The 25442-nt window shown below is 74.9% G+C and carries 26 protein-coding genes; 21 read left to right on the forward strand and 5 right to left on the reverse strand.

The window, feature by feature from the left end:
* The first annotated feature begins 54 nt into the window (after positions 1-54).
* On the forward strand, positions 55-1716 hold the full coding sequence (locus AC2TEW_RS15250; protein ID WP_484623859.1) for a peptide-N4-asparagine amidase: 1662 nt from the start codon (positions 55-57) through the stop codon (positions 1714-1716).
* A 113-nt stretch (positions 1717-1829) separates the two neighbouring features.
* Here AC2TEW_RS15250 and AC2TEW_RS15255 read toward each other — a convergent pair whose 3' ends face one another.
* On the reverse strand, positions 1830-2876 hold the full coding sequence (locus tag AC2TEW_RS15255) for a phosphatidylinositol-specific phospholipase C domain-containing protein (protein ID WP_484623860.1): 1047 nt from the start codon (positions 2874-2876) through the stop codon (positions 1830-1832).
* Between the two features lie 316 nt (positions 2877-3192).
* Here AC2TEW_RS15255 and AC2TEW_RS15260 point away from each other — a divergent pair, with 316 nt between their 5' ends.
* From AC2TEW_RS15260 to AC2TEW_RS15285, 6 genes are all read left to right on the forward strand, one after another.
* The gene (locus AC2TEW_RS15260) at positions 3193-4359 is read left to right on the forward strand and encodes a hypothetical protein (protein WP_484623861.1); all 1167 of its coding nucleotides are present in this window, start codon (positions 3193-3195) and stop codon (positions 4357-4359) included.
* 133 nt (positions 4360-4492) lie between these two features.
* Entirely contained in the window at positions 4493-6085 is a 1593-nt protein-coding gene (locus AC2TEW_RS15265; RefSeq protein ID WP_484623862.1) for a glycoside hydrolase family 3 N-terminal domain-containing protein, read from the forward strand.
* Between the two features lie 21 nt (positions 6086-6106).
* Positions 6107-6832, forward strand: coding sequence for a DUF1796 family putative cysteine peptidase (locus AC2TEW_RS15270; RefSeq protein WP_484623863.1), 726 nt, complete (start codon positions 6107-6109; stop codon positions 6830-6832).
* A 380-nt stretch (positions 6833-7212) separates the two neighbouring features.
* Positions 7213-7977 carry a PIG-L deacetylase family protein gene (locus AC2TEW_RS15275; protein ID WP_484623864.1) on the forward strand — a complete coding sequence of 255 codons (765 nt, stop codon included), beginning with the start codon at positions 7213-7215 and terminating at the stop codon, positions 7975-7977.
* On the forward strand, positions 7974-8765 hold the full coding sequence (locus AC2TEW_RS15280; RefSeq protein ID WP_484623865.1) for an ABC transporter ATP-binding protein: 792 nt from the start codon (positions 7974-7976) through the stop codon (positions 8763-8765). Before AC2TEW_RS15275 ends, AC2TEW_RS15280 begins: the two co-directional genes overlap by 4 nt.
* On the forward strand, positions 8762-9655 hold the full coding sequence (locus AC2TEW_RS15285; protein WP_484623866.1) for an ABC transporter permease: 894 nt from the start codon (positions 8762-8764) through the stop codon (positions 9653-9655). Before AC2TEW_RS15280 ends, AC2TEW_RS15285 begins: the two co-directional genes overlap by 4 nt.
* A 158-nt stretch (positions 9656-9813) precedes the next feature.
* Here the strand turns inward: AC2TEW_RS15285 and AC2TEW_RS15290 are convergent, their stop codons facing one another.
* From AC2TEW_RS15290 to rpmG, 3 genes are all read right to left on the reverse strand, one after another.
* Entirely contained in the window at positions 9814-10662 is an 849-nt protein-coding gene (locus AC2TEW_RS15290; protein ID WP_484623867.1) for an EamA family transporter, read from the reverse strand.
* 332 nt (positions 10663-10994) lie between these two features.
* On the reverse strand, positions 10995-11240 hold the full coding sequence (locus AC2TEW_RS15295) for a type B 50S ribosomal protein L31 (protein WP_484623868.1): 246 nt from the start codon (positions 11238-11240) through the stop codon (positions 10995-10997).
* A gap of 68 nt (positions 11241-11308) precedes the next feature.
* Positions 11309-11473: a 50S ribosomal protein L33 gene (gene rpmG / locus AC2TEW_RS15300; RefSeq protein ID WP_051813707.1), complete on the reverse strand. Its 165-nt coding sequence runs from the start codon at positions 11471-11473 to the stop codon at positions 11309-11311.
* Positions 11474-11625: 152 nt separating this feature from the next.
* Between rpmG and AC2TEW_RS15305 the strand changes: the two genes are divergently transcribed.
* The 9 genes from AC2TEW_RS15305 (at position 11626) to AC2TEW_RS15345 (ending at position 19726) form a co-directional block, all read left to right on the forward strand.
* On the forward strand, positions 11626-12153 hold the full coding sequence (locus AC2TEW_RS15305; RefSeq protein ID WP_033823399.1) for a PadR family transcriptional regulator: 528 nt from the start codon (positions 11626-11628) through the stop codon (positions 12151-12153).
* Complete coding sequence (locus tag AC2TEW_RS15310; RefSeq protein WP_484623869.1) at positions 12150-12914, forward strand: ABC transporter ATP-binding protein; 765 nt, start codon at positions 12150-12152, stop codon at positions 12912-12914. The genes AC2TEW_RS15305 and AC2TEW_RS15310 overlap by 4 nt, the downstream gene beginning before the upstream one ends.
* Positions 12911-13108, forward strand: coding sequence for a hypothetical protein (locus AC2TEW_RS15315; RefSeq protein ID WP_484623870.1), 198 nt, complete (start codon positions 12911-12913; stop codon positions 13106-13108). Before AC2TEW_RS15310 ends, AC2TEW_RS15315 begins: the two co-directional genes overlap by 4 nt.
* A complete protein-coding gene (locus tag AC2TEW_RS15320; RefSeq protein ID WP_484623871.1) occupies positions 13105-15486 on the forward strand; it encodes an FtsX-like permease family protein in 2382 nt (793 codons plus the stop codon). The genes AC2TEW_RS15315 and AC2TEW_RS15320 overlap by 4 nt, the downstream gene beginning before the upstream one ends.
* Positions 15487-15565: 79 nt before the next feature.
* Positions 15566-16672 carry an aminopeptidase P family protein gene (locus AC2TEW_RS15325; RefSeq protein ID WP_484623872.1) on the forward strand — a complete coding sequence of 369 codons (1107 nt, stop codon included), beginning with the start codon at positions 15566-15568 and terminating at the stop codon, positions 16670-16672.
* Positions 16673-16750: 78 nt separating this feature from the next.
* Positions 16751-17317 (forward strand): elongation factor P, encoded by a 567-nt coding sequence (efp, locus tag AC2TEW_RS15330; protein WP_033819215.1) that lies wholly within the window; start codon positions 16751-16753, stop codon positions 17315-17317.
* A 2-nt stretch (positions 17318-17319) separates the two neighbouring features.
* Complete coding sequence (gene nusB, locus AC2TEW_RS15335) at positions 17320-17760, forward strand: transcription antitermination factor NusB (RefSeq protein ID WP_484623873.1); 441 nt, start codon at positions 17320-17322, stop codon at positions 17758-17760.
* 136 nt (positions 17761-17896) lie between these two features.
* The gene (locus tag AC2TEW_RS15340; RefSeq protein ID WP_484623874.1) at positions 17897-18724 is read left to right on the forward strand and encodes a thioesterase family protein; all 828 of its coding nucleotides are present in this window, start codon (positions 17897-17899) and stop codon (positions 18722-18724) included.
* Between the two features lie 138 nt (positions 18725-18862).
* Complete coding sequence (locus AC2TEW_RS15345) at positions 18863-19726, forward strand: DUF8829 domain-containing protein (protein ID WP_484623875.1); 864 nt, start codon at positions 18863-18865, stop codon at positions 19724-19726.
* A gap of 194 nt (positions 19727-19920) precedes the next feature.
* Here the strand turns inward: AC2TEW_RS15345 and bldD are convergent, their stop codons facing one another.
* Entirely contained in the window at positions 19921-20424 is a 504-nt protein-coding gene (gene bldD / locus AC2TEW_RS15350; RefSeq protein WP_014134541.1) for a transcriptional regulator BldD, read from the reverse strand.
* 353 nt (positions 20425-20777) lie between these two features.
* On the opposite strand from bldD, the gene pyrR reads away from it, so the two are divergent.
* From pyrR to carA, 5 genes are read left to right on the forward strand one after another with little or no spacing between them, the layout of a single operon-like run.
* The gene (pyrR, locus tag AC2TEW_RS15355; RefSeq protein ID WP_033819211.1) at positions 20778-21404 is read left to right on the forward strand and encodes a bifunctional pyr operon transcriptional regulator/uracil phosphoribosyltransferase PyrR; all 627 of its coding nucleotides are present in this window, start codon (positions 20778-20780) and stop codon (positions 21402-21404) included.
* A 4-nt stretch (positions 21405-21408) separates the two neighbouring features.
* Positions 21409-22398 (forward strand): aspartate carbamoyltransferase catalytic subunit, encoded by a 990-nt coding sequence (locus AC2TEW_RS15360; protein WP_484623876.1) that lies wholly within the window; start codon positions 21409-21411, stop codon positions 22396-22398.
* Entirely contained in the window at positions 22395-23699 is a 1305-nt protein-coding gene (locus tag AC2TEW_RS15365) for a dihydroorotase (protein ID WP_033819209.1), read from the forward strand. The genes AC2TEW_RS15360 and AC2TEW_RS15365 overlap by 4 nt, the downstream gene beginning before the upstream one ends.
* Positions 23696-24268, forward strand: coding sequence for a PH-like domain-containing protein (locus tag AC2TEW_RS15370; protein ID WP_484623877.1), 573 nt, complete (start codon positions 23696-23698; stop codon positions 24266-24268). The genes AC2TEW_RS15365 and AC2TEW_RS15370 overlap by 4 nt, the downstream gene beginning before the upstream one ends.
* Positions 24265-25440, forward strand: a complete 1176-nt coding sequence (gene carA / locus AC2TEW_RS15375; protein WP_484623878.1) for a glutamine-hydrolyzing carbamoyl-phosphate synthase small subunit — start codon at positions 24265-24267, stop codon at positions 25438-25440. The genes AC2TEW_RS15370 and carA overlap by 4 nt, the downstream gene beginning before the upstream one ends.
* Positions 25441-25442: the final 2 nt, after the last annotated feature.

Below are 25442 nucleotides of genomic sequence, written 5' to 3' on the forward strand. Positions count from 1 at the left end.
ATGCCATGGCCTGGAGGATGCCTCGACCGTCAGGCAGCGAGGAGAGGCACCCCGATGGCCGTTCGTCCCCTGTTCCGGCGCGCGGCACGGCTGCTGGCCGCCGTGCTCGCGCTCGCCGCCACCCTGCTGGCGGCCGGCCCGGCCAGTGCCGACTTCGGCACCGACTACCACGACCCGTTCAGCGTCGCCAAGCCGCTGACCAGGCCGGACACCCGCTCCTGCACGGTGGAGACGATGCACGACCAGCCGTTCAGCAACGGCTACGGCAACCCGCCGGACACCCCGTACACCGTCACCCTCACCCCGCCCGCGGCCTGCCGGGGCCCCTGGTCCGCCGTGGTGCTCGACCTGCACGGGCGGGTGGCCGGGCGGCAGTTCGACCGGCTGTTCACGGTGCGGATCGGCGGGGTGCAGGTGCTGCTCTCCTCCACCCCGGAACCCTCCGCCGACGGCATCGAGTGGAGCGTGGAGCGCGACCTCACCCGCTACGCGCCGCTCCTCGACCGCCCGCAGCCCTTCGCCCTCGACCTCGCCAACGTCACGGATGCCACCTACACCGGCGTCTTCCGGATCACCGCGAGCCTCACCTTCTACACCGCCTCCCCCCGGCACCCGGCCGCCACCACCGCCGACCGGGTGCTCACCACCGGCCCGTTCGGCCTCACCGGCGCCGCGCCGTCCGCCGCCGTGCCGCTGGTCTTCCCGCAGAACCTGGAACGCCTCACCGCCGAGGTGTACACCCGCGGCGGCGGCGCCTGCGAGGAGTTCGCCTACGCCTCCGCGCCCGACGCGTACGTCAGCGCCAACCCCGGCCTCGGCCTGTGCGGGAAGGGCCCGTTCCGGGAGCTGCGGCTGTCGGTGGACGGCCGCAGCGCGGGCGCGGTCTGGCCGTACCCCGTGATCTACACCGGCGGCTGGGACCCGCTGCTGTGGCGGCCCACCCCCGGCATCGCCGCCTTCGACCTGCCCGCCTACCGGCTCGACCTGACCCCGTACGTCGGACTGCTGCTCGACGGCCGCCCGCACAGCATCGGCATCGCCGTCAACGCGGCCGAGAGCCAGAGCAACGACCTGTGGACCGGCCAGGTCAACCTGTTCGCCACCGTCGACCACGGCCGGGCCCGCACCGAGGGGCGGCTCACCGACCACCGGGTCGCCCCCGAGGCCGCCGTCACCACCACCCTCACCGACCAGGGCGGCGGCAGCGGCCACTGGACGGTCACCGCCACCCGGCACGACACGGCCACCGGCTGGGTGCAGACCTCCCACGGCCGGGTCAGCACCGAGGTCCGGGACGACCTGGCCTTCACCTCCGACCAGCAACTCGCCTCCGGCGGGAACGACTTGACCCTGCGCAACCGGACCGACCTGACCCGCGCCGTCACCACCCGGGCCGGCCTCGGACCCGCCCTCACCCGCACCGCCCACGAGAGCGACCCGCTGGACGTCGGCTACCACTACGCCCGGGACGCGGCCGGCAACACCGACCAGCGGACCGCCATGACGCTCGGCCGCCACCAGGAGGACAGCCTGCGCCTCGGCCCGCTCACCCTGGCCCGCAGTACCGTCGACCACACCTACGCCCCCACCGCCCACCGGCACGACGGCGACACCACCGTCCGCACCGCCGAGGCGACCGAGGACTACCGCTCCACCGGGCCCGACGGCCCCTACCACCGCAGCGCCACCACCCGGGACGGGTGGCCGGTGCCCTGAAGTCGCCGGGCGAGGACCGGGCCCGCGGGGCGCACGCCCCGAAGCCGCCGTACACAGCCCGGGCCCGCGGTGCGGGGCCGGCCCGTCGCCCCGGGCCGGCCCCGCACCTGCGGTCAGCCCCGGGGAAGGACCAGGGACTGGACCTCCGGCAGGTGACGCCAGTCGCTGGAGACCACGGAGGCGTGGGCGGCGGCGAGCTGGACGGCCCGGGCGCGTGCCTGATCGGCGGTCGGGTCGGTGCCGCTGATCGCCGGGGCGACGTTCTGGGCGTCCGTCATCACCACCAGGTAGTGGCGGCTGTCGTACCAGGAGGTGTCGATCCCGTTCAGGTAGGCGGCCGCGTCGCCGTCGAACAGGACGAACCACGGCCGGATCGCGCTCTCGTAGCGGGTGCGCGGGTCGGCCGCCGCCGCGCCGTGCACGGCCGGGAAGATCTGCGCCTGCCCGAGCTTTCCGGCGGCCGCGAGGTCGCGCAGGTAGCGGCCGTACTCGACGTCGGTGTGCAGGGTGTCGAAGGGGTTGCTCTCCTCGACGGTACCGGGGATCACCTCGACCATCGCCCGGCCGGCCAGCGCGGCCCGGCTCGGCCAGTTCCCGGCCCGCGCCGCGTCGTCGAGGGTCGGGTACGAGCCGCCGCCGGGCTTCGCCAGCAGGTCGGCGGGCCGGTAGGCGGCGGCGCCCAGGTGGGCGGCTATCAGGGCGTCCAGCTCCTTGGGGCCCATGCCGCGGTTGGCGGCGAAACCGCCCTTGAGCTCCAGCTTGACCACCAGCGGGCCGGCGGTGGGGTGGGCGGCGAGCCAGACCCGGATGTCGTCGAAGCAGGACTCCAGGTTCTTGTTGGCGCCGCCGCTGTAGAGCTGGGCGGCGGAGCTCGCGTTGACGCAGTTGTTGCTGTTGCCGAGCGGGTTGGAGTGGCTGACCTTCCACTCCTTGGTGATGGTGTCCGTCCAGGCGTCCAGCTCGATCATGCCGGTGCCGGTGTCGAGCGCCTGGGCCAGGTACGAGAAGGCCGCCGGGTCATAGGTGTTGTGCAGGCCGACGGTGGTGGCGGAGCCGAACGGGAGGTCGCCGGTGCCGGCGGCCGACGCCTGCTGGGCGGGGATCAGGGCGGCGGCCGACAGTGCCAGCACGGCGGCGGCGAGGGTGCGACGGACGGTCAAGGTTCCTCCTGGGCGGGGGGTGCCGGGGTTCGGGTGGGACCAGCGTCGACCATTCGAGCGCACGGAAGGTGACATGGCAAGGAACTGGCGGATGCTTCGGGGTGAGCGTCCGCCGCCGTCCGGATCCCGCGGCCGCCGGAGGCTGCTGCGATCGGCGGCAGGCGTCGGAGCGGGCGGACCGCAGGTGCCGGATTGAGTCAACCAGTGGTCTGGACCACGGCCCTGACGGAGGGCTAGTGTTCCTGCTCGGGCGCCACGTCGAAGCGGCGGACTCCGTGCCCGATCCTGCTGCCGGCCAATCCGACGGGACCCGTCTGTGATCGACATCGTGGTGGTGCTCCGGGCCGAGGACGCGGTCCTCGACTTCCTCTCCGTGCTCGCCGATCCCGGCAGGGCGCAGACCGAGGTGGTCGTCGCCGGATCCGGCACGGTACTCACCCTCCCCGCCGGTGCCCCGATCGCCGAACGCCTGTCCCTGCTGGGCCCGTTGGTCCGCCCGGCCGGTCCCGCCGACGAGCCGTCCGGGCCCGGACCGGACGCCGCCGCCCTGATCGCCCGGGCCGGGGCCGGCCGTCCCGCCCGGATCTGGACCCACTCCCCGGCCGACAACCGCCGCAGCCGCGGCACCCTCGGCCGGTCGGCCGCCCGGGCGGCGGCGCGCGCCGCACTGCCGGTACGGCACGCCGTGGGCTACTCGCCGTACCTGCAGTTCGTCAGCGACCTCGACCACCCGCTGGGCCGCCGACTCGTTTCGGCCAAGCTGGAGTTCGTCAACCGCTGGTGCGCCCACCTGCTGGCCGGCGACCACCCGCAGCACATGCTCCACACCGCCCGGGTCCCGTCCGCCGAGCGCTTCTTCGAGGCGGACGAGGACGAACGCGACCGGCTGTTCGCCCTGCTCGCCAGCCTCGACGACGAAGCCGCCTCGGTCGCCGACCCCTGGGAGTTCGACTCCTCCCGGTACGAGGCCGACCGGCTCGACGCCACCGCCGCCTGGATCGCCCGCCACTGCCCGCCGCAGTCCGGGCAACTGGTCGAAGTGGGAGCCTGCGAAGGGGCGTTGACCCGGCGACTGGCCGCCGCCGGGCACCAGGTGCTGGCCACCGAGCCCAACCCGCGGTTCCGCGTCCGCCTCGCCGCCGCACTCGCCGGGACCCCCGCGGTCCGGATCGGCGACGCCGACCTCGCCGCACTGACCGGACCGGACGCCCCGGCCTCCCCGGCCCACCTGCTGATCGAGATGCTCTACTACGGCCAGGACCTCGACCTGATCGACCGGCTGCCGACCGAACGGGTCCTGGTGGCCCTGGAACCCGCGACGCTGGACGCCCGGCTGCGCCCGTGGCTGGCGGGCTCGCGGAACTGGCGGCCCGCCGAGGAGACCGAACTGGTCGGCCCCCGGCTCGAGCCGGTCTGCGGCGGCCGGGCCTACCTCAGCAAGCGCGGCAGTACGGGCGTCCTGCTGCGCCGGACCCGGGGCTGACCCCGGGCTGACCCCGGGGCCCGGCGGTCCGTTCCCGTTCCCCCTGGCCGTTCCCCGTACCCCACCGCTCCGACCGCCGCCGGTCGCCCTGACCACACCGACCCGACAGGTCCCAGGAAGGCACCGCACCGCCATGCCCCACCGCACCGCCACCGCCCTCGCGGCGCTCGTCAACTCCTGCCTGCTGCCCGCGTACGCCGGCCGCACGCCCGCCGACTGGATCCTGCGGGCCGCCGACGAGGGCCTGGCCGGCGTAGCCCTGTTCGGCACCAACCTGCTCGACGCCCGGGGCCCGCTGCGCGAGGACATCACCGACCGGCTCCGCGCGGTCCGCCCCGACCTCCTGATCGCCCTGGACGAGGAGGGCGGGGACGTGACCCGCCTCGACTACCTCACCGGCAGCGCCTACCCCGGAAACCACGCGCTCGGCACCGTCGACGACCCCGAACTGACCACCCGGGTCGCCGCCGCCATCGCCGCCGACCTGGCCGCCGCCGGGGTCAACCTCTGCCTGGCACCGTGCGCGGACGTCAACTCCCGCCCGGACAACCCGATCATCGGCGTCCGCTCGTTCGGCGTCGAACCCGAGCTGGTCGCCCGGCACACCGCGGCCTTCGTGACCGGCCTGCAGCGCCACGGCATCGCCGCCACCCTCAAGCACTTCCCCGGCCACGGCGACACCCGGACCGACTCGCACACCGCGCTGCCCGACGTCGACCGCGACCGCGACCAGCTGGCCGCCCTCGACCTGCCGCCGTTCGCCGCAGGCATCGCCGCGGGCGCCAAGCTCGTGATGACCGGCCACATCCGGCTGCCCAGGATCGACCAACTGCCCGCCACGCTCAGCCACTCCGTCCTGACCGGCCTGCTGCGGGAACAGCTCGGCTTCGACGGGGTGATCGTCACGGACGCCCTGGACATGGCCCCGATCGTGGACCGCTGGGGCTTCGGCGGAGCCGCGGCGGCGGCCCTGGCCGCCGGCGCCGACCTGGTCCTGCTCGGCTCCCCGGACGCCGAGAAGCTGCTCCCCGAGATCCACCAGGAGGTCGAACTCGCCCTCCGGGAGGGCCGGTTGACCGAACAGCGGCTCGCCGGGGCCGCCGCCCGGGTCGCCGCCCTGCGCACCTGGGCACGGCCCGCGGCCACCCCGCCCGTGCCGGACCCCGCCGTCGGCCTGGCCGCCGCCCGCCGGGCGCTCACCGCGTACGGGCTGACGCCGCCCGGCGCGCCCCGGAGCGTCCACACCGTCCGGCTCGGCGCCACCGCCAACCTCGCGGTCGGCGAAGCACCCTGGGGGCCGGCCGGACCGCTGGCCGCCCTCGGAGCCCTGGCAGGCAGCACGGAGGTGGAACCCGGCACCGACCCGGCGGAGATCCCGCTGCCCGGCGACCGTCCCGTGCCCGGCGACCGTCCCGCAGCCGGGCGCCCGGGCGGCGCCGGCGGTGCCGGTGACGCCGACTCCTCGGGCGTGTCCCGTGCGGGCGAGCTGCTCGTGGTCGCCGTCCGCGACGCCCACCGCGACCTCTGGCAGCGGGACACCCTACGGGCGCTGCGGGCCCGCCGACCCGACCTGGTCACGGTCGAGTTCGGGCTGGCCGCGCAGGACCCGGCCCCGGACGGCGCGACCCTGCTGGCGAGAGGCGCCGGTCTCGCCAACGCCACCGCCGCCGCCGAGTACCTGTCCGGCCGCAGCTGGCAGGGCCCGCTGCGACCCGGCCGGGCCTGAGCCGTGTCCGGGGAGTCCGGGGTGCCCGGGGTGCCCGGGGGAGCGGGCGGCGCCGACGCGCACGCCGGGTTCGACCACTACGTCGGCCTCGGCTACCACTGCGAGTCCACCTACCAGCTACGGCGGATCACCGGCGACGACCGCGCGCACTTCTTCGACTGGCTGGACCTGGAGTTCGAGTCCGTGGTGGAGACGGTGGCCGCCGGCTTCGCCAACGTGCTGCGCCCCGGCCTGGTCGAGCCGTTCGACGAGGGCAGGTGCGCGCTCGACCGGGGCAGTGACATCCGCTTCTTCCACGACTTCCACCCGGCCGCGCCCGGACCCCTCACCCAGGCCGACATCGACCGCCAACTCCCGGCGGTGAGAGCCAAGTTCGCCGCGCTGGCAGGCCGATGGCGCAGTCTCGCCGGGTCCACCCGGCGGGTGCTCTACGTGCACCACGACGCCTTCGACGAACTGACCGCCGCCGACCTGCGCCGCCTGCACGCGGTCCTCGCCGCCGAACACCCCGGCCACCGCTTCGCGCTCCTCTGGCTGCGCCGCACCCCGCCCACGGACGCCGACCGGCTGCCGGCCGCCATCGCCTGGGACACCGTCGCAGCGGCGCCGGGGCGCTGGCAGGGCGACGACACCGAGTGGGACCGCGCCCTCGCCGCACACGCTCCCCCCAGGGGCGCGGGGAACTGCGCGAGTCCGGAAGGCCAGCCACCTGCACCCGGCGTCCGGCGGCGGCATGTACCGCGTTAGCCGTCGCCCGCTGACCTGCGGGGTGCCCCCAGGGGCGCGGGGAACTGCGCGAGTCCGGAAGGCCAGCCACCTGCACCCGGCGTCCGGCGGCGGCATGTACCGCGTTAGCCGCCGCCCGCGGCCCTGCGGGGTGCCCCCAGGGGCGCGGGGAACTGCGCGAGTCCGGAAGGCCACCCACCTGCACCCGGCGTCCGGCGGCCGCATGCACCGCGTTGGCCGTCGCCCGCGGCCCTGCGGGGTGCCCCCAGGGGCGCGGGGAACTGCGCGAGTCCGGAAGGCCACCCACCCGCACCCGGGCTCCGGCGGCCGTTTGCACCCTGCCGGCCGTCGATCCCCGAGCCGCAGTCTGCCGCACACCGCTCCCCATAGCTGCTCAGCCCATGCCCAGTAACCCCCGGAGACCCGCACCCGTGAACCCCCCTGCCTGGCGCACCGTCGTCCTGTCCCCGCACTTCGACGACGCCGCCCTCTCCCTGGCCGGCCTGATACCCGAACTCCCGGGCCCGGTAGCCGTGGTGACCGTCTTCGGCGGTGCCCCGGCCGCCGGCCGCCCGGTCTCCTGGTGGGACTCCGCCTGCGGTTTCTCCACCGCCCAGGAGGCGTACCGCTCCCGCCGGGCCGAGGACGCCCGTGCCTGCCGCCTGCTCGGCGCCGACCAGGTGGTCCTGGACCACCCGGACGGACCGTACGCGGACGGCACCGAACCCTCCGGCGTGGACCGCCTCCTGGCCGACCTGCCCTCCGGCGCGACCGTCCTGGTCCCGGTCGGGTCGAACCAGCCCGACCACCAGCGGGTCCGGGACCGGGCGCTGGCCGCCCTTGCCGCACTGGGGGCGCCACCGCCGCTCGTCTACGCCGACCTCCCGTACACCGGCCACCTCCCGGAGTGGGGCACCGACGAGGCCGACCGGGCGCTCGCCCGCAGCCCGATGTGCGGCCTCGCGTATCAGGACCTCAGGCTCACCCACCGCACGGCGGTCCGCCACGACTTGCGGCTGACCGACGAGCAGTGGGCCGCCAAGCGCGAGGCCGTGCTCTGCCACGCCTCCCAGCTCGCCCCGCTCGCGGCGGACCACGGCAGCCTGCTGGCCCGTACCGGCCCGCTGCGCGCCGAGCTGGTCTGGTCGCTGGAGGCGTCGGCATGAGCGGTCCCGCCCGGATCCTCACCGCCCGCGGCCTGGTGAAGGAGTTCCGCCGGGGCCGGGCCGTCGACGGGGTGGATCTCACCGTGCACGCGGGGGAGCGGGTCGGCCTGCTCGGGCCGAACGGCGCGGGGAAGACCACCACGCTGCTGATGTGCCTCGGCGCCGTCGAACCGGACGCCGGCACCGTCGACATCCTCGGCCACCGCCTGCCCGCCGCCCGCTCCGCCGCGATGCAGGAGGTCGGGTTCGTGGCCGGCTACCTCCCGCTCCCGGACCGCCTGCGGGTCCGGGAGTACCTGCGGCTCTACGCCGACCTGTACGGCCTGCGGCGCGCCGGGGCGGCCGTCGACGCCGCCCTGGAACGGTTCGGCCTGACCCGGCTCGCCGCCGCGATCGGCACCGAACTCTCCAGCGGCCAGCGCACCCTGGTCGGCATCGCCAAGGCCGCTCTGCACGCCCCGGCGCTGCTGGTGCTGGACGAGCCGACCGCCTCGCTCGACCCCGACATCGCCCTGCGGGTGCGCACCGCGCTGCTCGAGCTCTCGACCGGGCACGGCACCGCGCTGCTGGTCACCAGCCACGACATGGTGGAGGTCGAACGGCTCTGCCCGCGCGTGGTGTTCCTCGCCGCCGGCCGGGTGGTGGCCGACGGCGCGCCCGCCGAGATCGCCCGCCGCTACCGCCGCGCCGACCTGGAGGGTGTCTTCCTGCACCTCGCCGCCGAACGCGACGCCGCGGCCCGGGGCCGGGACCTCGCCGACGACCGGCCGCGGGGGAGCGCCGCATGACCGCCGCAGCACCGCCCTCGTTCCCCGGCTCCGCCCCCGGCGCCGCCCCCGCCCCCCGCGCCGCGGTCGCCCGCCGTCCGCCCGTCCAGGCGTCCCTGTACCGGATCCGTGCCGTCGCCCGCCGCCACTGGCTGGTGCTGCGCCGCAGCCCGCACCGCCTCTTCGACGTCCTGGTCTGGCCGGTCGTCGACACCCTGCTGTACGGCTCGATCGGGTTGTTCGCGGCGGGCACCGCCGACCCGGCCGGCGGGCCCGCGGCCGAGTTGGCGGTGTTCCTGCTCAGCGGGACCGTGCTGTGGCACCTGGTGCACCAGACCCAGATCTCGCTGGCCACCGGTTTCCTGGAGGAGACCTGGTCGCGCAACGTCCTCGGCCTGCTCACCACCCCGCTGAGAGGCTGGGAGTACCTCGCCGGGGTCGGCCTGTTCGCCCTGCTGCGGACGGCGCTGAGCACCACCGCGGTCGCCGGGCTGGCGTTCGCCGCCTACGCCTTCGACGTCACCGCGCTCGGCCTCGGGCTGGTCCCGGTCGCCGCCCTGCTGCTCGCCTGCGGCTGGGCGGTCGCGCTGACGGTGGTCGGTCTGGTCCTGCGCTACGGCAGCGGCGCCGAGGCGCTGGTCTGGGGCGCGCTGTCGGTGGTCATGCCGCTGTCCGGTGTCTTCTACCCGGTGGCCACCCTGCCCGCGCCGCTGCGCCCGGTCGCCGAACTGCTGCCGACCACCCACGTGTTCGCGGCGGGCCGCGCCCTCGCGGCCGGACACCCCATGCCCTGGCGGGAGTTGACGCTGGCCGCCGGCGGGACGGCGGTGGTGCTGGCGGCCGGACTCCTCGCGCTCGGCCGGCTGCTCCGCTCCTTCCGCCGCCGCGGCCTGGTCACCCGCTACTCCTGAGGCACCCCGCACTCCTGAGGCACCCCGCACTCCTGAGGTACGCCGGGCGGGCCCAGGGCCTCGCGCCCCCGGGCCCAGGGCTCCGCGCACCAGATCGCCGGGGGCCGCCTCGGCCGCGCTCTCGCGCCCCCGGGCCCAGGGCGCCGCGCCCCCGGGCCCTACCCGCCGGCCGCGAGCAGCAGGGTGCCGAGGACCGCGAGTCCCGCGCCGAGCAGCTGGACCCGCAGCAGCCGTTCCTTGAGCAGCCCGCGCGCCATCAGCGCGGTGACCACGGGGTACAGCGAGGCCAGCACCGCCGCCACCGCCTGCGAACCGGCGTTGGCGGCGGTGGCGTACATCCCGTTGGCGCCGACGTCGGCCAGACCCACGGCGGCGAGTACGGGCAGACTGCGGGCGGCGGCTGCCAGCCGGGCCGGCCGCCGCCGGGAGGCGCGCAGCAGCAGGCAGCCGCCGACCAGCGCGTTGCAGCCGCGCAGGACGAACAGGGTGAGCAGCAGCCCGGCGCCGCCCGCCGCGTGTGCGGTCAGGGTGAGGACGGTACCGAATCCGAGCGCCGCGCCGAGGGCCAGCAGGACGGCCTGGCGGCCGACCGCCTGCCCGCCGCGCTTCGGGCCGCCGGCCAGCGCCACCCCGGCGACGGCCACCGCGATGCCCGCGCTCTGGGCGAGCCCGGGCCGTTCGCCGAGCACCAGCCCGACGCCGACCGGTACCGCCACCCCGACGGTGGCCAGCGGCGAGACCACGCCCATCGGCCCGAGCGCCAGCGCCCGGTAGAACGCCAGCAGGGCGAACGGCCCGACCACGCCGCCCGCCACCGCGAACCAGAGCGCCGCCGAGCCGCCGGACCAGCCGCCGGTGGCCGTCACCGCGACCGCGAGCAGGGTGGCGGCGGCGCTCTGCGACACGACCACCACCGTGAGGGCGGGCAGCCGCCGGGTGATCGCGCCGCCGCCGTAGTCGGCCACGCCCCACAGCAGGCTGGCGGTGAGGGCGAACACGGCGCTCATCCGGTCGTCCCGTTCAGCACGGCGGCCTCCGCGGCTCGGTGGTGCACGGCACGGCACGGCCGCGCCGGGCCGGGCGGTACCCGGGGCGCGGTGGTGTGCCAGGCTGCCCGGCGTGGGCGGGCCCGGAGCGGGAGCGTAGTTGAGCCCGGTCGGCCGCGGCGACGATTTCCGGTCAACCAGGCTCTGCTCAGGGAGAGTTGACCAATTCCAGGCCGGTCCCGCGACCGTCTCCGCGGCCGCTCCCGGCGGCCCGCCCCGGAACGGCCGACTGCCCGGAACGGCCGACTGCCCCGCCACCCGGGGTGCGGGTGACGGGGCAGTCGGCCGCCCGGTCAGGACAGGCCGTAGCGGCGCCGGTAGAGCTCGACCCGTCCGGCGGTGTCCAGCACCCGGGCCTTGCCGGTGTACACCGGGTGGGTGGCCGAGGAGGTCTCGACGTCGATGACGGGGTAGCTGCGCCCGTCCTCCCACTCGACGGTCCGGTCGCTGCCGAGCGTCGAGCGGGTGAGGAAGGCGAACTCGCCGGTGCGGTCGCGGAAGACCACGGGGCGGTACTCGGGGTGGATGGCGTGCTTCATCTCTCGCATCTCCTCTGCTGGCGTGCGGGTCTACTGCCGGGCGGGTCCTGCCGGGTGCGGGGTGGGCGTCAGCGCTGTTCGCGGAAGACCACGTGCGCCCCGGCGACCGGGTCGAACTTGCGGATCTCCAGCCGGTCCGGGTCGTTGCGGCGGCTCTTGCGGGTCACGTAGGTGTAGCCGGTGCCGGCCGTCGACCGCAGGGTGACGATCGGGCGCAGGTCGCTGCGGGCCATCGGATCCTCCTCAAGGTGGCAATGGAAGTCATTGTCATGGCATCACAACCGGCACCCCGGGGGATTCATTCCCGGCCCGCCGTGCGGACCCGGGCCCTTCGCCTCCGGGGCGCTATGCACTCGGTGTATACCTGCGGGGTGTAGTCACCGGCATGTCACTCGGACACACCATCCTCGGGCTCCTCGAGTCCCACCCCAGCCACGGCTACGACCTCAAACGCGCCTACGACGACCGGTTCGGCCGCACCCGCTCGCTCGCCTACGGCCAGGTCTACTCGACCCTGTCGCGGCTGCTGAAGAACGGCCTGGTCGAGGTCGAGGGCGTGGAGCCCGGCGACGGCCCCGAGCGCAAGCGGTACGCCATCACCGAAGCCGGCGTGACCGACGTCGCCGACTGGCTCGCCCGGCCGGAGAGCCCGGAGCCGTACCTGCAGAACACCCTGTACACCAAGGTCGTGCTGGCCGTCCTGACCGGCCGCCGGCCGTACGAGGTGCTGGACGTGCAGCGCGCCGAGCACCTGCGGCAGATGCGCGAGCTGACCCGCCGCAAGGCCACCGGGGACCTCGCCGACCAGCTGATCTGCGACCACGCGCTGTTCCACCTGGAGGCGGACCTGCGCTGGCTGGAGCTGACCGGCGCCCGCCTGGACGAGCTGGCCCGGGAGGTGGGCGAGCGATGAGCGTCTCACCCGTCGAAGCCGCCGACGAGCTCGCCGACGGCGCCGACCACCGCGCCGAACCCGCCGAGCAGCCCCCGGGCCGCCCCGGCGCACTGCTCACCGCCACCGGCCTGGTCAAGCGGTACGGACCGACCAGCGCCCTGGACGGCGTCACGCTCTCCCTGATGCCGGGCGAACTGCTCGCCGTGATGGGCGCCTCCGGCTCCGGGAAGTCCACCCTGCTGCAGTGCCTGGCCGGGATCGTCCGCCCCGACGCCGGGACGGTGACCTACCGCGGCCAGGACCTTGCCGACCTCTCGGACTCCCGGCTGAGCGCGCTGCGCCGCACCGACTTCGGCTTCCTGTTCCAGTTCGGCCAGCTCGTCCCCGAACTGTCCTGCCTGGAGAACGTCGCACTGCCGCTGCGGCTGAACGGCGTGCGCCGCCGGGTCGCCGAGGCGCACGCCCGTACCTGGCTCGACCAGCTGGAGGTCGGCGACACCGCCGCCCAGCGACCCGGCGAGATATCCGGCGGCCAGGGACAGCGGGTGGCGGTCGCCCGGGCGCTGGTCACCGCCCCGCGGGTGGTCTTCGCCGACGAGCCGACCGGCGCGCTCGACTCGCTCAACGGCGAGCGCGTGCTGCAACTGCTGCGGGCCGCCGTCCAGGAGTCCGGCACCGCCGTGGTGCTGGTCACCCACGAACCCCGGGTCGCCGCCTACACCGACCGCGAGGTCGTCCTGCGCGACGGCCGCGCCGGCGGCCGGGAGGCGGGCCGGTGACCCCCGCCGACCGGCCGGCGGCGGCGCGGCCCGCCGTGGCCGGACCCCTCCTCGGACTGGCCGCCGTCCTGGTGCTGGTCGCCACCGCCCTCCGGGCCGGCGGACCGGCGCCCGGTCCCCACACCGCGCCCGACCGCGCCACCGCACCCGGCCCCGCCGCAGGCGGCCCCCGATTCCCGGAGAGGGCACCGTGAACCAGACCGCCCCGCCCACCCCCGCCGACCGGCCGGCCCCGACCGTACGGCTGCGCCGCCTGGGCCAGGTCGGCATCGGCCTGCGGCTCGCCTTCACCGGGGGCCGGGGCAGCCTGGCTCGTACCCTGCTGACCGCCGTCGGGGTCGGCCTCGGCGTCGCCACGCTGCTCTTCGCGTCCTCGTTCCAGACCATGAAGCACCACCGGGACGACCGGATCCACGCCCTGGTCGACACCATGCACGCCGACGACGGCCTCGCCGCCGGCCCCGGCACCCTCCTGCTGGTCGACGCCTCCACCACCTACCACGGAGCCGAGGTGCGCGGCCGGATCGTGCAGCCGGAAGGCCCGCGGGCCCCGCTGCCGCCCGGGCTGGCCGCCTTTCCGGCACCGGGCACGATGGCTGTCTCCCCGGCCCTGGCGGAACTGCTCGACTCCCCGGACGGCCGGCTGCTCCGGGAGCGGATCGGCCACCCGGTGGCCGGGCGGATCGCCGACCGCGGCCTGGTCGGCCCCGGCGACCTCTCCTTCGTCCTCGGCGCCGACGATCTGAGCCCCGAGCGGGGCGCCGTCCGGATCGACTCCATCGGCGACTCCTACCCGCCGCGCGCACTGGAACCCGAACTGGTGCTGCTCAGCGTGACCGGCATCGTGGTGCTGCTGACCCCGGTCGCGGTGTTCGTCGCCGCGGCGACCCGGTTCGGCGGCGAGGCCCGCGACCGCAGGCTGGCCGCGCTGCGGCTGGTCGGCGCCGACCGGGCGATGACCGCCCGGATCGCCGCCGGGGAGGCGCTGGCCGGCGCGCTGACCGGGCTGGCGGTCGGCTGGCTGCTCTTCCTGCTCGCCGGCCGGCTCGTGGAGTCGGTGACCATCGAGGGCCTCAGCGTCTTCGCGGCCGACATCGACCCCGACCCGTGGCAGGCGGCCGCCGTGATGGCGGCCGTGCCGCTGCTCGCGGTGGCGGCCGCCCTGCTCGCCATGCGGCGGATCACCGCGGAGCCCCTCGGCGTGGTGCGCGGCAGCGACCGCACCCGCCGCCGGCTGTGGTGGCGTCTGGCCCTGCCCGTCACCGGCGGCCTGCTGCTCTCCCAGACCTCGCCCGGGGTCGACCTCGGTGCCTCGCCGTTCGACCTGGCGGTCGTGGTGGCCGGGCTGGTGCTGCTGCTCAGCGGTGTCGCCGCGGTCCTCCCGGCGCTGCTCGAACTGAGCGTCCGCGACCTGTCGTTCGGGCCGCCGTCGGTGCAGCTCGCCCTCGGCCGCCTGCGGCTCAGTGGCGGCGCGGCCGCCCGGGCCACGTCCGGCACGCTGGTCGCGGTCGCGGGCGCCGTCGTGCTGCAGAGCCTGTTCGGGGCCGTCGCCGCGCAGCACCGGGCCCGCTACACGGACCCCGACGGGCCCCGGGCCGGGGCCGTCCAGGCCCGGGCCGCCTTCCCCGGCGCCGACGGGTCCGCGGCGGAGCTGGCCGCCCGGCTGCGGGCCGCCCACGGCGCCCGCTCCGCCGTCGGCTACGTCCCGGTCTACCTGCGCGGCGGCGCGCAGGACCCGAACCGGATCTCGCTGGCGCTGGTCGGCTCCTGCGCCGACCTCAAGGAGCTCGCCGAGCTGCCCTCCTGCACCGACGGCGACGGCTTCCTGGTCACCGGGACGGGCCCGGCGGCCGCCGGTGCCGGCCTGCGACCCGGCGCCGAGGTGACGGCGGACCGGGTGGCCGCCGACGGCTCCGCACTGCTCTGGCGGCTCCCGGTGGCGCTGCTGCCCGCGGTGCAGCGTCCGCACTCCCCGGCCGACGGCCCGGCCGGGGACCTGCTGCTGACCCCCGCAGCCGTCCCCGCCGCCCTGACGGCCGGCCAGGACGCCCGGATCGACCTGGAGCTCGACACCGCGGTGCCGGACGCCCGGGAGGTCCTGCGCACCGCCGTCCAGCGGATCGACCCGCAGGCCCGGCTGCTGCTCTCCGACGAACGGGCCTTCGCCCCGGACCGCGCCTTCGACGGCGTCCGCCGGTCGCTCACCGCCGCCGTGGTGGCCACCTTGGTGCTCATCGCGCTGAGCATGCTGGTGAGCCTGCTGGAGCAGCTGCGCGAACGCCGCCGGTCGCTGGCCTGCCTGCTGGCCTTCGGTACACCGCGGCGCACGCTCGGCCTGTCGCTGCTGTGGCAGAGTGCACTGCCGACCGGGATCGGGCTGCTGCTGGCGGTCGGCGTCGGCGGCGTGGTCGGCCGGATGCTGCTGCGGATGGCCGGTCTGCCGCTGCGGATCGCCTGGGACGGGGTCCTCGCGATGGCGGGCGCCGCCGGGGCCGGGGTCCTGGCCGTCGCCGCGCTCACCCTCCCGGTGCTGCTCCGGACCACCGCGACCGGCGCCCTGCGGCACGAGTAGCACCGCCCCCGGTCCGGGCCGGGCCCCGGCCGAGCGTGCTCGACGGGCGCCCGGCCGCCCGGCTCCGTACGCTCGACCCATGTCCGATGCGCACGCGGCCCGACGGGAACGCCTCCGGGAGTACTGCAGTGCCTCCGGCGCCGATGCCGCACTGATCACCCGCGCCGCCAACGTCCGCTACCTCACCGGCTGCCCGCCGTGCGGTGCGAGCCTGCTGCTCACCCGGGACCGGGTGCTGCTGGCCGTACCGGACGACCTGCCGCCGGACGACAGCGGTGAGCACCTGATCGACGAGGACGTCGCCCGGCTGCCGGTGCTGTCGCAGACCGACACCGCGCCGGCCCTCGCCGAGGCGGCGGTCCGGCTGAAGGTCGGCGACCTGGCGGTGGAGGAGCACGACCTCACGGTCAGCCGGCACCGCACCCTGGCGCAGACCGCGGCCGGGGTCCGCCTGCTCGACCTCGACCTCGCGGTCGAGCGGCTGCGGGTGGTCAAGGACGAGCACGAGATCGCCGACCTGCGGATCGCCGCCGAGATCGCCGACCAGGCGCTCGGCGAGCTGCTGGAGTCGATCCTGGTCGGCCGGACCGAGCGGCACCTGGCGATGGAGCTGGAACGCCGCATGATCGACCACGGTGCGGACCGGGCCGCCTTCCCGGTCTCCGTCGGCACCGGCGCGCACTCCGGCCTGGAGCACCACCAGCCCACCGACCACCGGGTCGAGGAGGGCGACTTCCTCACCGTGGTGCTCGGCGCGCAGTACCGCGGGTACGGCATCTGCACCGCCCGGACCTTCGTGATCGGCGCGGCCCCGGCGCCCTGGCAGGTGGAACTGCACCGGCTGGTGTTCCACGCCCAGCGGGCGGGCCGCGAGGCGCTGGGCCCGGGCGTGCCGCAGCACGTGCCGGACGACGCGGCCCGTTCGATCCTCCAGGCGGCCGGTCACGCCGAACGCGCCGCACATCCGGTCGGACACGGAATCGGCCTGGAGATCCGGGAGGCGCCGCGTCTGGGCCCCGCCGACATGGGTAAACTGGACAGTCGCGTGCCGGTCACCGTCGGTCCGGGGGTCCATCTCCCGGGCAAGGGCGGGGTCCGGATCGAGGACACGCTCGTGGTGCGCCCCCCTGAGGAGGGCGGGCCCGAGCTGCTCACCATAACGACCAAGGAGCTCCTCGCCCTGTAGTCGGCGGCCCAGGCCGCGGACGGCGGGACGCGCCCCTTCTTGGTTCCTTGACAGCTATATCCAGGAGTTAGTGCGCCCGTGGCTTCCACGAACGATCTCAAGAACGGCATGGTCCTCAAGCTTGACGGCGGCAAGCTCTGGTCCGTCGTCGAGTTCCAGCACGTCAAGCCCGGCAAGGGCCCGGCCTTCGTGCGCACCAAGCTGAAGGAGGTCCTGACCGGCAAGGTCGTCGACAAGACCTTCAACGCGGGCACCAAGGTGGAGACCGCCAACGTCGACAAGCGCGGCATGCAGTTCTCCTACAAGGACGGCGAGCAGTTCGTGTTCATGGACACGGACACCTACGACCAGCTCCCGATCGACCCCGCGGTCGTCGGCGACGCCGCCAAGTACCTGCTGGAGGGCTTCGAGGCCCTGGTCGCCGTCTACGAGGGCGCCCCGCTGTACATCGAGCTCCCGGCCTCGGTCGAGCTGCTGATCGAGCACACCGAGCCCGGCGTGCAGGGCGACCGCTCCACCGGCGGCTCCAAGCCGGCCACCCTGGAGACCGGCGCCGAGATCCAGGTCCCGCTCTTCATCGTCACCGGTGAGAAGATCAAGGTCGACACCCGCGACGGCAGCTACCTCGGCCGGGTGAACAAGTAACCGTGGCGGCTGCACGCAGCAAGGCCCGCACCAGGGCCTTCCAGATCCTCTTCGAGGCCGACCACCGCGGTGTCTCCCCGGAGCAGGTGCTCGCCGACTGGGTGGCCCGCGCCCGCGACCCGAAGCCCGACGAGGGCATCCCGCAGGTGGCCGAGTACACCATGCAGCTGGTCGAGGGCTACACCCAGTACGCCCGCCGGATCGACGAGCTGATCGCCACCTACGCGATCGGCTGGACGATCGACCGGATGCCGGTCGCGGACCGCAACGTCCTGCGCCTCGGTGCCTACGAGCTGATCTGGGAGGACGGTGTCCCGGACGCGGTCGTGGTCGACGAGGCCGTCGAGATCGCCAAGGAGTACTCCACGGACGAGTCGCCCGCCTTCGTGAACGGCCTGCTGGCCCGCTTCATGGAGCTGAAGCCGACCATTCGCCGGGACTGACGTCCCGCTCGTGAAGGCCGCCGGACCCCTGGTCCGGCGGCCTTCACGCGTCCCTGGCCCCCGGCCCGGCCCGCAGCGTAAGCTACTGGCGAGTAGCAAGAGTGGGCCGAGGACCGCCGCAGCGAAGGACACCGCCATGACCACCGCCGTCCGCAGTGAGTTCGACCGGGGCATCGCCCTGACCCCGCACCCCGGGGAGCCCGGCCGCCACGGGGCCGAGCTCGGCGCCGGCTGGCAGATCGGCGGCGGGGTCAACGGGGGCCTGCTGCTCGCGGTGGCCGGCCACGCGCTGTCGCTGCGCAGCCCGGCCCACCCCGACCCGGTCTCCATCAGCGGCTACTACCTCTCCGCCGCCCGGCCGGGGCCCGCCACCGTCAGCACCGAGCTGATCCGCGAGGGCCGCTCGCTGTCCACCGGTACCGCCTCGCTGGTCCAGGACGGCGAGGAGCGGCTGCGGGTGCTCGCCACCTACGGCGACCTGGCCGCGTTCGGGGACGAGGTGCACACCAGTGCGCAGCCGCCCGTCATGCCGCCTCCGGAGCAGTGCATCGGCGTCGAGCACGCGCCGCCGTCGCTGGTCGAGCAGGCCGCCCTGCTGGAGCGCTTCGACCTGAGACTCGACCCGGCCACCATCGGCTGGGCGCTCGGCGAGCCGTCGAAGCAGGGCCGGATCCAGGGCTGGTTCAAGCTGGCCGACGGCCGGGAGCCGGACCCGCTGCTGCTCCTGCTGGTGGCCGACGCGCTGCCGCCGGTCACCTTCGACCTGGGCCTGCCCGGCTGGGCGCCCACCGTCGAACTGACGGTCCACCTGCGGGCGAAGCCGGCGCCGGGCTGGCTGCGGGTCAGCCACGCCACCCGGAACCTGGCCGGCGGCTACTTCGAGGAGGACGCCGAGATCTGGGACTCCGCCGGCCGCCTGGTCGCCCAGTCCCGCCAGCTGGCCCGGGCGCCGCGCCCGCAGTGAGCACCGGGCGCGCGAGTGTTGCCCTCGGTTACAGGTCTGTGACACCGCGTGCGTGTGCGGCGCGTGGGGGTGGGGAGTAACAGGGGCAGCGGCCACCCCCGGCCGCCCCCTTCGAGCCCCGTCCCCCAGGAGCCCGCGATGCCCCGGAACAGCCGCACCCCCCGGTCCTCCCGCTGCACCTCTCCCGGGAGCGCCCGCCGGCCCGAGGAGGCGTTCGTCACCGGGATCCTGGCCTGCCCGGAGGACTTCGAGCGGGCCCGCCCGTGGGGCCTGACCGACGCGGCCGACCACGCGGCGTACCTGGTGGACACCGCGGCCCTGCTGGCCGAGGCCCGGCGGGTCTTCGGCACCGTCCAGGCCCGGATGTTCCACCCCGGGGACTTCGCCGACTTCTGCCTGCTGCACGGTCTCGACCCGGCCGAGCAGCAGGCCCGCGACCGCTACCTGGTCAACCCGCCGCTGCAGACCCAGCTGCTGCCCTACCAGGGCGAGGAGCTGGCCGACGACTTCCTGCCGCGGCTGGTCCGGGCCCGGGAGAACGGGCTGACGCTGCGCCACGCCGACCTGCTGCTGGACGGTGCGCTGTGCGGGCCGCAGGAGCAGCTGCCACCGCGGGTGCGGCAGGCCCACGACCAGGCCTCGGAGATCTTCCGCCGGATGCTGGTGGGCGCGGGCGCCGGGACGTTCCAGTTCCACCTGGTGGTCGACGCGCCCGGCGGGCGGCTGCAGGCGGACGCGCGGGTGCTGCACTGGGACGACGGCGTGGTGCGGATCCACGACGAGGACCTCGACCTGGTGTGCGCGGTGCTCTGCGTGGGCCTGGCCCGGGAGCTGCCGGGGGCGGCGCTGCTGCACGGCTCGCAGGGCTCGGCGGGCTCCTGCGGGGAGTACCGGCAGGTGGCCTGGGCCTGGCAGAGCACCGGCTTCGGCTACGCCCCGGCCGCGGTCGAGCTGGACGGGGTGGAGGCGCGGCCGGGGTTCAGCCTGGGCTCGGTGTGCTGACGGCGGCTCCGGGCCCCGGCCCGGACAGCGCGACGGCGGGGGGGGGGGGGGGGGGGGGAACCACCCCCCCCACAATTTCTTTTTCGGGGGGGAGGTAAACGCAGTTCTCGGTGCCCGGCTCCGGAAAGCGGGACGGTGGGGTGTGCGGCGGGGGCCACACACCCCGCCGTGACGTTTCTGCTGACGGGGGAGCGTCAGCCGGCGTCCTCCTCGCGCACCGCGCGACGGGCGTCCGGGTTGAGCACGCCCCAGCTGATCAGCTGCTCGGTGAGGATCGACGGCGACTGGTCGTAGATCACGGCGAGGGTGCGCAGGTCGTCCTGGCGGATCGAGAGCACCTTGCCGTTGTAGTCGCCGCGCTGGCTCTGGATGGTGGCCGCATAGCGCTGGAGCGGGCCGGCCTTCTCGGACGGCACCTGAGTCAGTCTCTCCAGGTCGAGGACCAGGCGCGGCGGCGGCTCGGCCGCGCCGCCCGGGGTACCGCCGGGGAGCAGTTCCTGCACCGGGACGCCGTAGAACTCGGCCAGCTCGGCCAGGCGCTGCACCGTCACCGCGCGGTCGCCGCGCTCGTAGGAGCCGACGACGACTGCCTTCCAGCGACCCTGGGACTTCTCCTCGACGCCGTGCAGGGAGAGACCCTGCTGAGTGCGGATCGCCCGGAGCTTGGCCCCGAGTTGCTTCGCGTAGTCGCTGGACATAGATCTCCCCGGACGAGATTGCTTCGCGTTCAGTGGTGAGCCACGAGCGGGCGGGTGATGACCGCGGATCCGGCCGACGGTACCGGTGGGTACAGCGGCGGTCTCGTAACTCACTGTGAGGTTACGTAGAGTGAGGTAGTCGCGTCAAGCCGAATGGGGCAGTCGTGCGAATAGCTCCCGGCCGGTCCGTGCGCCGCCGCGGTACGCGCGAAAGGGGGAAGCGGAACGGGTCGGTCCTCGGCGCGGGTGAGCGCACTGCTACCATGGGCGAGGCTTCCGCCACGGTCGGGAGCCCTATTCCAGACATCCTTTAAGGCCCGTCCAGTGAGGCGGGGAAGGAGGTCCGCTTCGGCATGACCACGCCCATCTCAGCATCCGCACCGCGCCCGCCGCACCAGGTGCTCGACGCCGGGGACATCACCCGGATCGTCACCCGGATCGCCCACGAGATCGTCGAACGCGCCAAGGGCGCCGACGACGTGGTGCTGCTCGGCATCCACACCCGCGGTGTCCACCTCGCCCGCAGGCTCCAGGCCCGGCTCAACCAGGTGGCCGGCCGCGAGATCCCGCTCGGCACCCTCGACATCACCATGTACCGGGACGACCTGCGCCTGAAGCCCGCCCGGGCGCTGGAGCACACCGAGATCCCCGCCGAGGGCATCGACGGCAAGCTGGTCATCCTGGTCGACGACGTGCTGTTCTCCGGCCGCACCATCCGGGCCGCGCTGGACGCCCTGAGCGACATCGGCCGGCCGCGCGCCGTCCAGCTCGCGGTCCTGGTCGACCGCGGCCACCGGGAGCTGCCGATCCGCGCCGACTACGTGGGCAAGAACCTGCCCACCTCGCTGCGCGAGGCCGTCCAGGTCCAGCTCGCCGACACCGACGGCCGCGACGCCGTCCTGGTCGGCGACCGCGACTACGCCGCCCGGTCCTCCCAGGCGCTCGCCGCCCAGCCGTCCGACCCGCACCTCCCGGAGTGACCGCGTGAAGCGCCATCTCGTCTCCACCGCAGACCTCAGCCGCGACGACGCCCTGCTCATCCTGGACACCGCCGAGGAGCTGGCCCACCTCTCCGGACGCTCCGTCAAGAAGCTGCCCACGCTGCGCGGGCGGACCGTCGTCAACCTCTTCTTCGAGGACTCCACCCGCACCAAGACCTCCTTCGAGGTCGCCGAGAAGCGGCTGTCCGCCGACGTCATCAACTTCTCCGCCAAGGGCTCCTCGGTCTCCAAGGGCGAGAGCCTCAAGGACACCGCACTCACCCTGCAGGCGATGGGCGCCGACGCCGTCGTCATCCGCCACCACGCCTCCGGCGCGCCGGCCCGGCTGGCCGGCTCCGACTGGCTGCACGGCAGCGTGATCAACGCCGGTGACGGCACCCACGAGCACCCCACCCAGGCGCTGCTCGACGCCTTCACCATCCGCCGCCACCTCAACCCGGGCACCGGGCACGACCTGGCCGGCCGCCGGGTCACCGTCGTCGGCGACGTCCTGCACAGCCGGGTCGCCCGCTCCAACGTCCACCTGCTGACCACGCTCGGCGCCGAGGTCACCTTCGTCGCCCCGCCGACCCTGCTGCCGATCGGCATCGAGAACTGGCCCTGCCAGGTCAGCTACGACCTCGACGCGGTACTGCCCAAGACCGACGCACTGATGATGCTGCGGGTCCAGCGGGAGCGGATGAACGCCGCGTTCTTCCCCACCGAGCGCGAGTACTCCCGCCGCTACGGCATGAACGGCATCCGGATGGCCCAGCTGCCCGAGCACGCCATCGTGATGCACCCCGGCCCGATGGTCCGCGGCATGGAGATCACCGCCGAGGTCGCCGACTCCCCGCGCTGCACCGCGGTCGAGCAGGTCGCCAACGGCGTCTCCGTCCGGATGGCCGTGCTCTACCTCCTGCTCGGCGGGGCGGTCTTCGCCGACGCCCCCGCCGACGCACCCCGTACCGACTCCCCGGAGGCCGCCAAGTGACGAGCTACCTGATCCGCAACGTCCAGATCCTCGGCGGTGCGCCCCAGGACATCCTCATCGCCGACGGCGTGTTCCGGGAGATCGGCACCGGCCTGACCGCCGAGGCCGACATCGACATCGACGGCCACGGGCTGATCGCCCTGCCCGGCCTGGTCGACCTGCACACCCACCTGCGCGAGCCCGGCCGCGAGGACGCCGAGACGGTGCTCACCGGCACCCAGGCGGCGGCCAAGGGCGGCTACACCGCCGTCCACGCGATGGCCAACACCTTCCCGGTCGCCGACACCGCCGGCGTGGTCGAGCAGGTCTGGCGGCTCGGCCAGGAGTCCGGCTACTGCGACGTGCAGCCGGTCGGCGCCGTCACGGTCGGCCTGGAGGGCAAGAAGCTCGCCGAGCTCGGTGCCATGCACGACTCCGCCGCGGGCGTGCGGGTCTTCTCCGACGACGGCAAGTGCGTCGACGACGCGGTGATCATGCGCCGCGCGCTGGAGTACGTGAAGGCCTTCGACGGCGTCGTCGCCCAGCACGCCCAGGAGCCCCGGCTCACCGAGGGCGCCCAGATGAACGAGGGCCAGGTCTCCGGCGAGCTCGGCCTCGGCGGCTGGCCGGCCGTCGCCGAGGAGGCGATCATCGCCCGCGACGTGCTGCTCGCCGCGCACGTCGGCTCCCGGCTGCACGTCTGCCACCTGTCCACGGCCGGCTCGGTGGAGATCGTCCGCTGGGCCAAGGCCAAGGGCTGGGACGTCACCGCCGAGGTCACCCCGCACCACCTGCTGCTCACCGACGAACTGGTCCGCAGCTACGACCCGGTCTACAAGGTCAACCCGCCGCTGCGCACCGCCGCCGACGTGGAGGCGCTGCGCGCCGCGCTGGCCGACGGCACCATCGACGCCGTCGCCACCGACCACGCGCCGCACCCCGCGGAGGACAAGGACTGCGAGTGGGCGGTCGCCGCGATGGGCATGGTCGGCCTGGAGACCGCGCTCTCGGTGGTGCAGCAGACCATGGTCGACACCGGCCTGCTGAACTGGGAGGGCGTGGCCGACCGGATGTCCCACCGCCCGGCCCGGATCGGCCGTCTGACCGGCCACGGAAGGCCCGTCTCGGTCGGTGAACCGGCCAACCTGGTGCTCTTCGATCCCGCGTACCGTGGGCTCGTGGATCCCGACAGCTTTGCGACGCGCAGCCGCAACACCCCCTACCGCGGTCTCGACCTCCCCGGGCGGGTGCACGCCACCTTCCTGCGCGGCACCGCCACCGTGCTGGCCGGCGAGCTGGCCGAGCAGGGCGGGCTCAAGTGACCGCCTCCGCCGCCGCGCGGCTCGCCGCCGAGGGCCAGGCCAAGGTCACCAACTGGCCCGGCTACATCGGCTGGACGGTCGGCCTGGTGATCGTCATCGCGCTGGTCTACTGGCTGATGCGACAGGGCTGGAACTGGCGCCGCACCCTGCAGTCGGACCTGTCCGCGCTGCCCGCCGTCCCGGCCGAGCCGGGCGAGGCCGTCCGCAGCGCCGCCGGCCGCTACCACGGCACCACCACCGCCGGGAACTGGCTGGACCGGGTGGTCGCCCACGGCCTCGGCAACCGCAGCCTGGCCGAGCTCACCCTGACCGGGCAGGGCCTGCTGGTCCGCCGCCCGGGCGAGGCCGACCTGTGGATCCCGGCCGAGGCACTCACCGGCGCCCGCCAGGACTCCGGCATCGCCGGCAAGGTCGTCCCCGCCGGCCTGCTGGTGGTCGGCTGGCGCCTGGGCGAGGCCGAACTGGAGTCCGGCTTCCGGCTGGACCGGCCCGAGCAGCACGCCGACTGGGTCGCCGCCACCCTCGAACTCTCCCCCCGTACCAAGCAGACGGAAGGCACCGCATCATGACCGCACCTGCCCCCACCACTCAGCGCTTGAGGCGGGAGCGCGTGCCCGCCGTGCTCGTCCTGGAGGACGGCCGGACCTTCCGCGGCCAGGCCTACGGCGCCGTCGGCGAGACCTTCGGCGAGGCCGTCTTCAACACCGGCATGTCCGGCTACCAGGAGACCCTGACCGACCCCTCGTACCACCGCCAGGTGGTCGTGATGACCGCGCCGCACATCGGCAACACCGGCGTCAACGACGAGGACCCGGAGTCGAAGCAGATCTGGGTGGCCGGCTACGTCGTGCGCGACCCCTCCCGGGTCCCCTCCAACTGGCGCTCGCGGCGCTCGCTGGACGAGGAGCTCGCCGCCCAGGGCGTGGTCGGCATCTCCGGCATCGACACCCGGGCGCTCACCCGCCACCTGCGCGAGCGCGGGGCGATGCGGGTCGGCATCTTCTCCGGCCCCGCGCTGGCGGAGGAGTCCGCGCTGCTGGCCCGGGTCAACCAGGCCCCCGAGATGAAGGGCGCCGACCTCTGCGCCGAGGTCGCCACCACCGAGCCGTACATCGTGCCGGCGGTCGGCACCAAGCGCTTCACCGTCGCCGCGATCGACCTCGGCATCAAGGCGATGACCCCGCAGCTGATGGCCGAGCGCGGCATCGAGGTGCACGTGCTGCCGGCCGGCTCCACCCTCGAGGACGTCTACGCGGTCGAGCCCGACGGCGTGTTCTTCTCCAACGGCCCGGGCGACCCGGCCACCGCCGACCACCAGGTCGAGGTCATGCAGGGCGTGCTGGCGCGCCGGACCCCGCTGTTCGGCATCTGCTTCGGCAACCAGATCCTCGGCCGGGCCCTCGGCTTCGGCACCTACAAGCTGAAGTACGGCCACCGCGGCATCAACCAGCCGGTCCAGGACCGCACCACCGGCAAGGTCGAGGTCACCGCGCACAACCACGGCTTCGCCGTCCAGGCGCCCCTGGACAAGGTGAGCGACACCCCGTACGGCCGCGCCGAGGTCTCCCACGTCTGCCTCAACGACGACGTGGTCGAGGGTCTGCAGTGCCTGGACACCCCGGCGTTCAGCGTCCAGTACCACCCGGAGGCCGCGGCCGGCCCGCACGACGCCGCGTACCTCTTCGACCGCTTTGTCGACCTGATGGCCGGTGCCCCGGCCCGCACCACCACAGGGAGCTGACC

The sequence above is a fragment of the Kitasatospora sp. NEAU-CNBT7 genome (assembly GCF_057220535.1).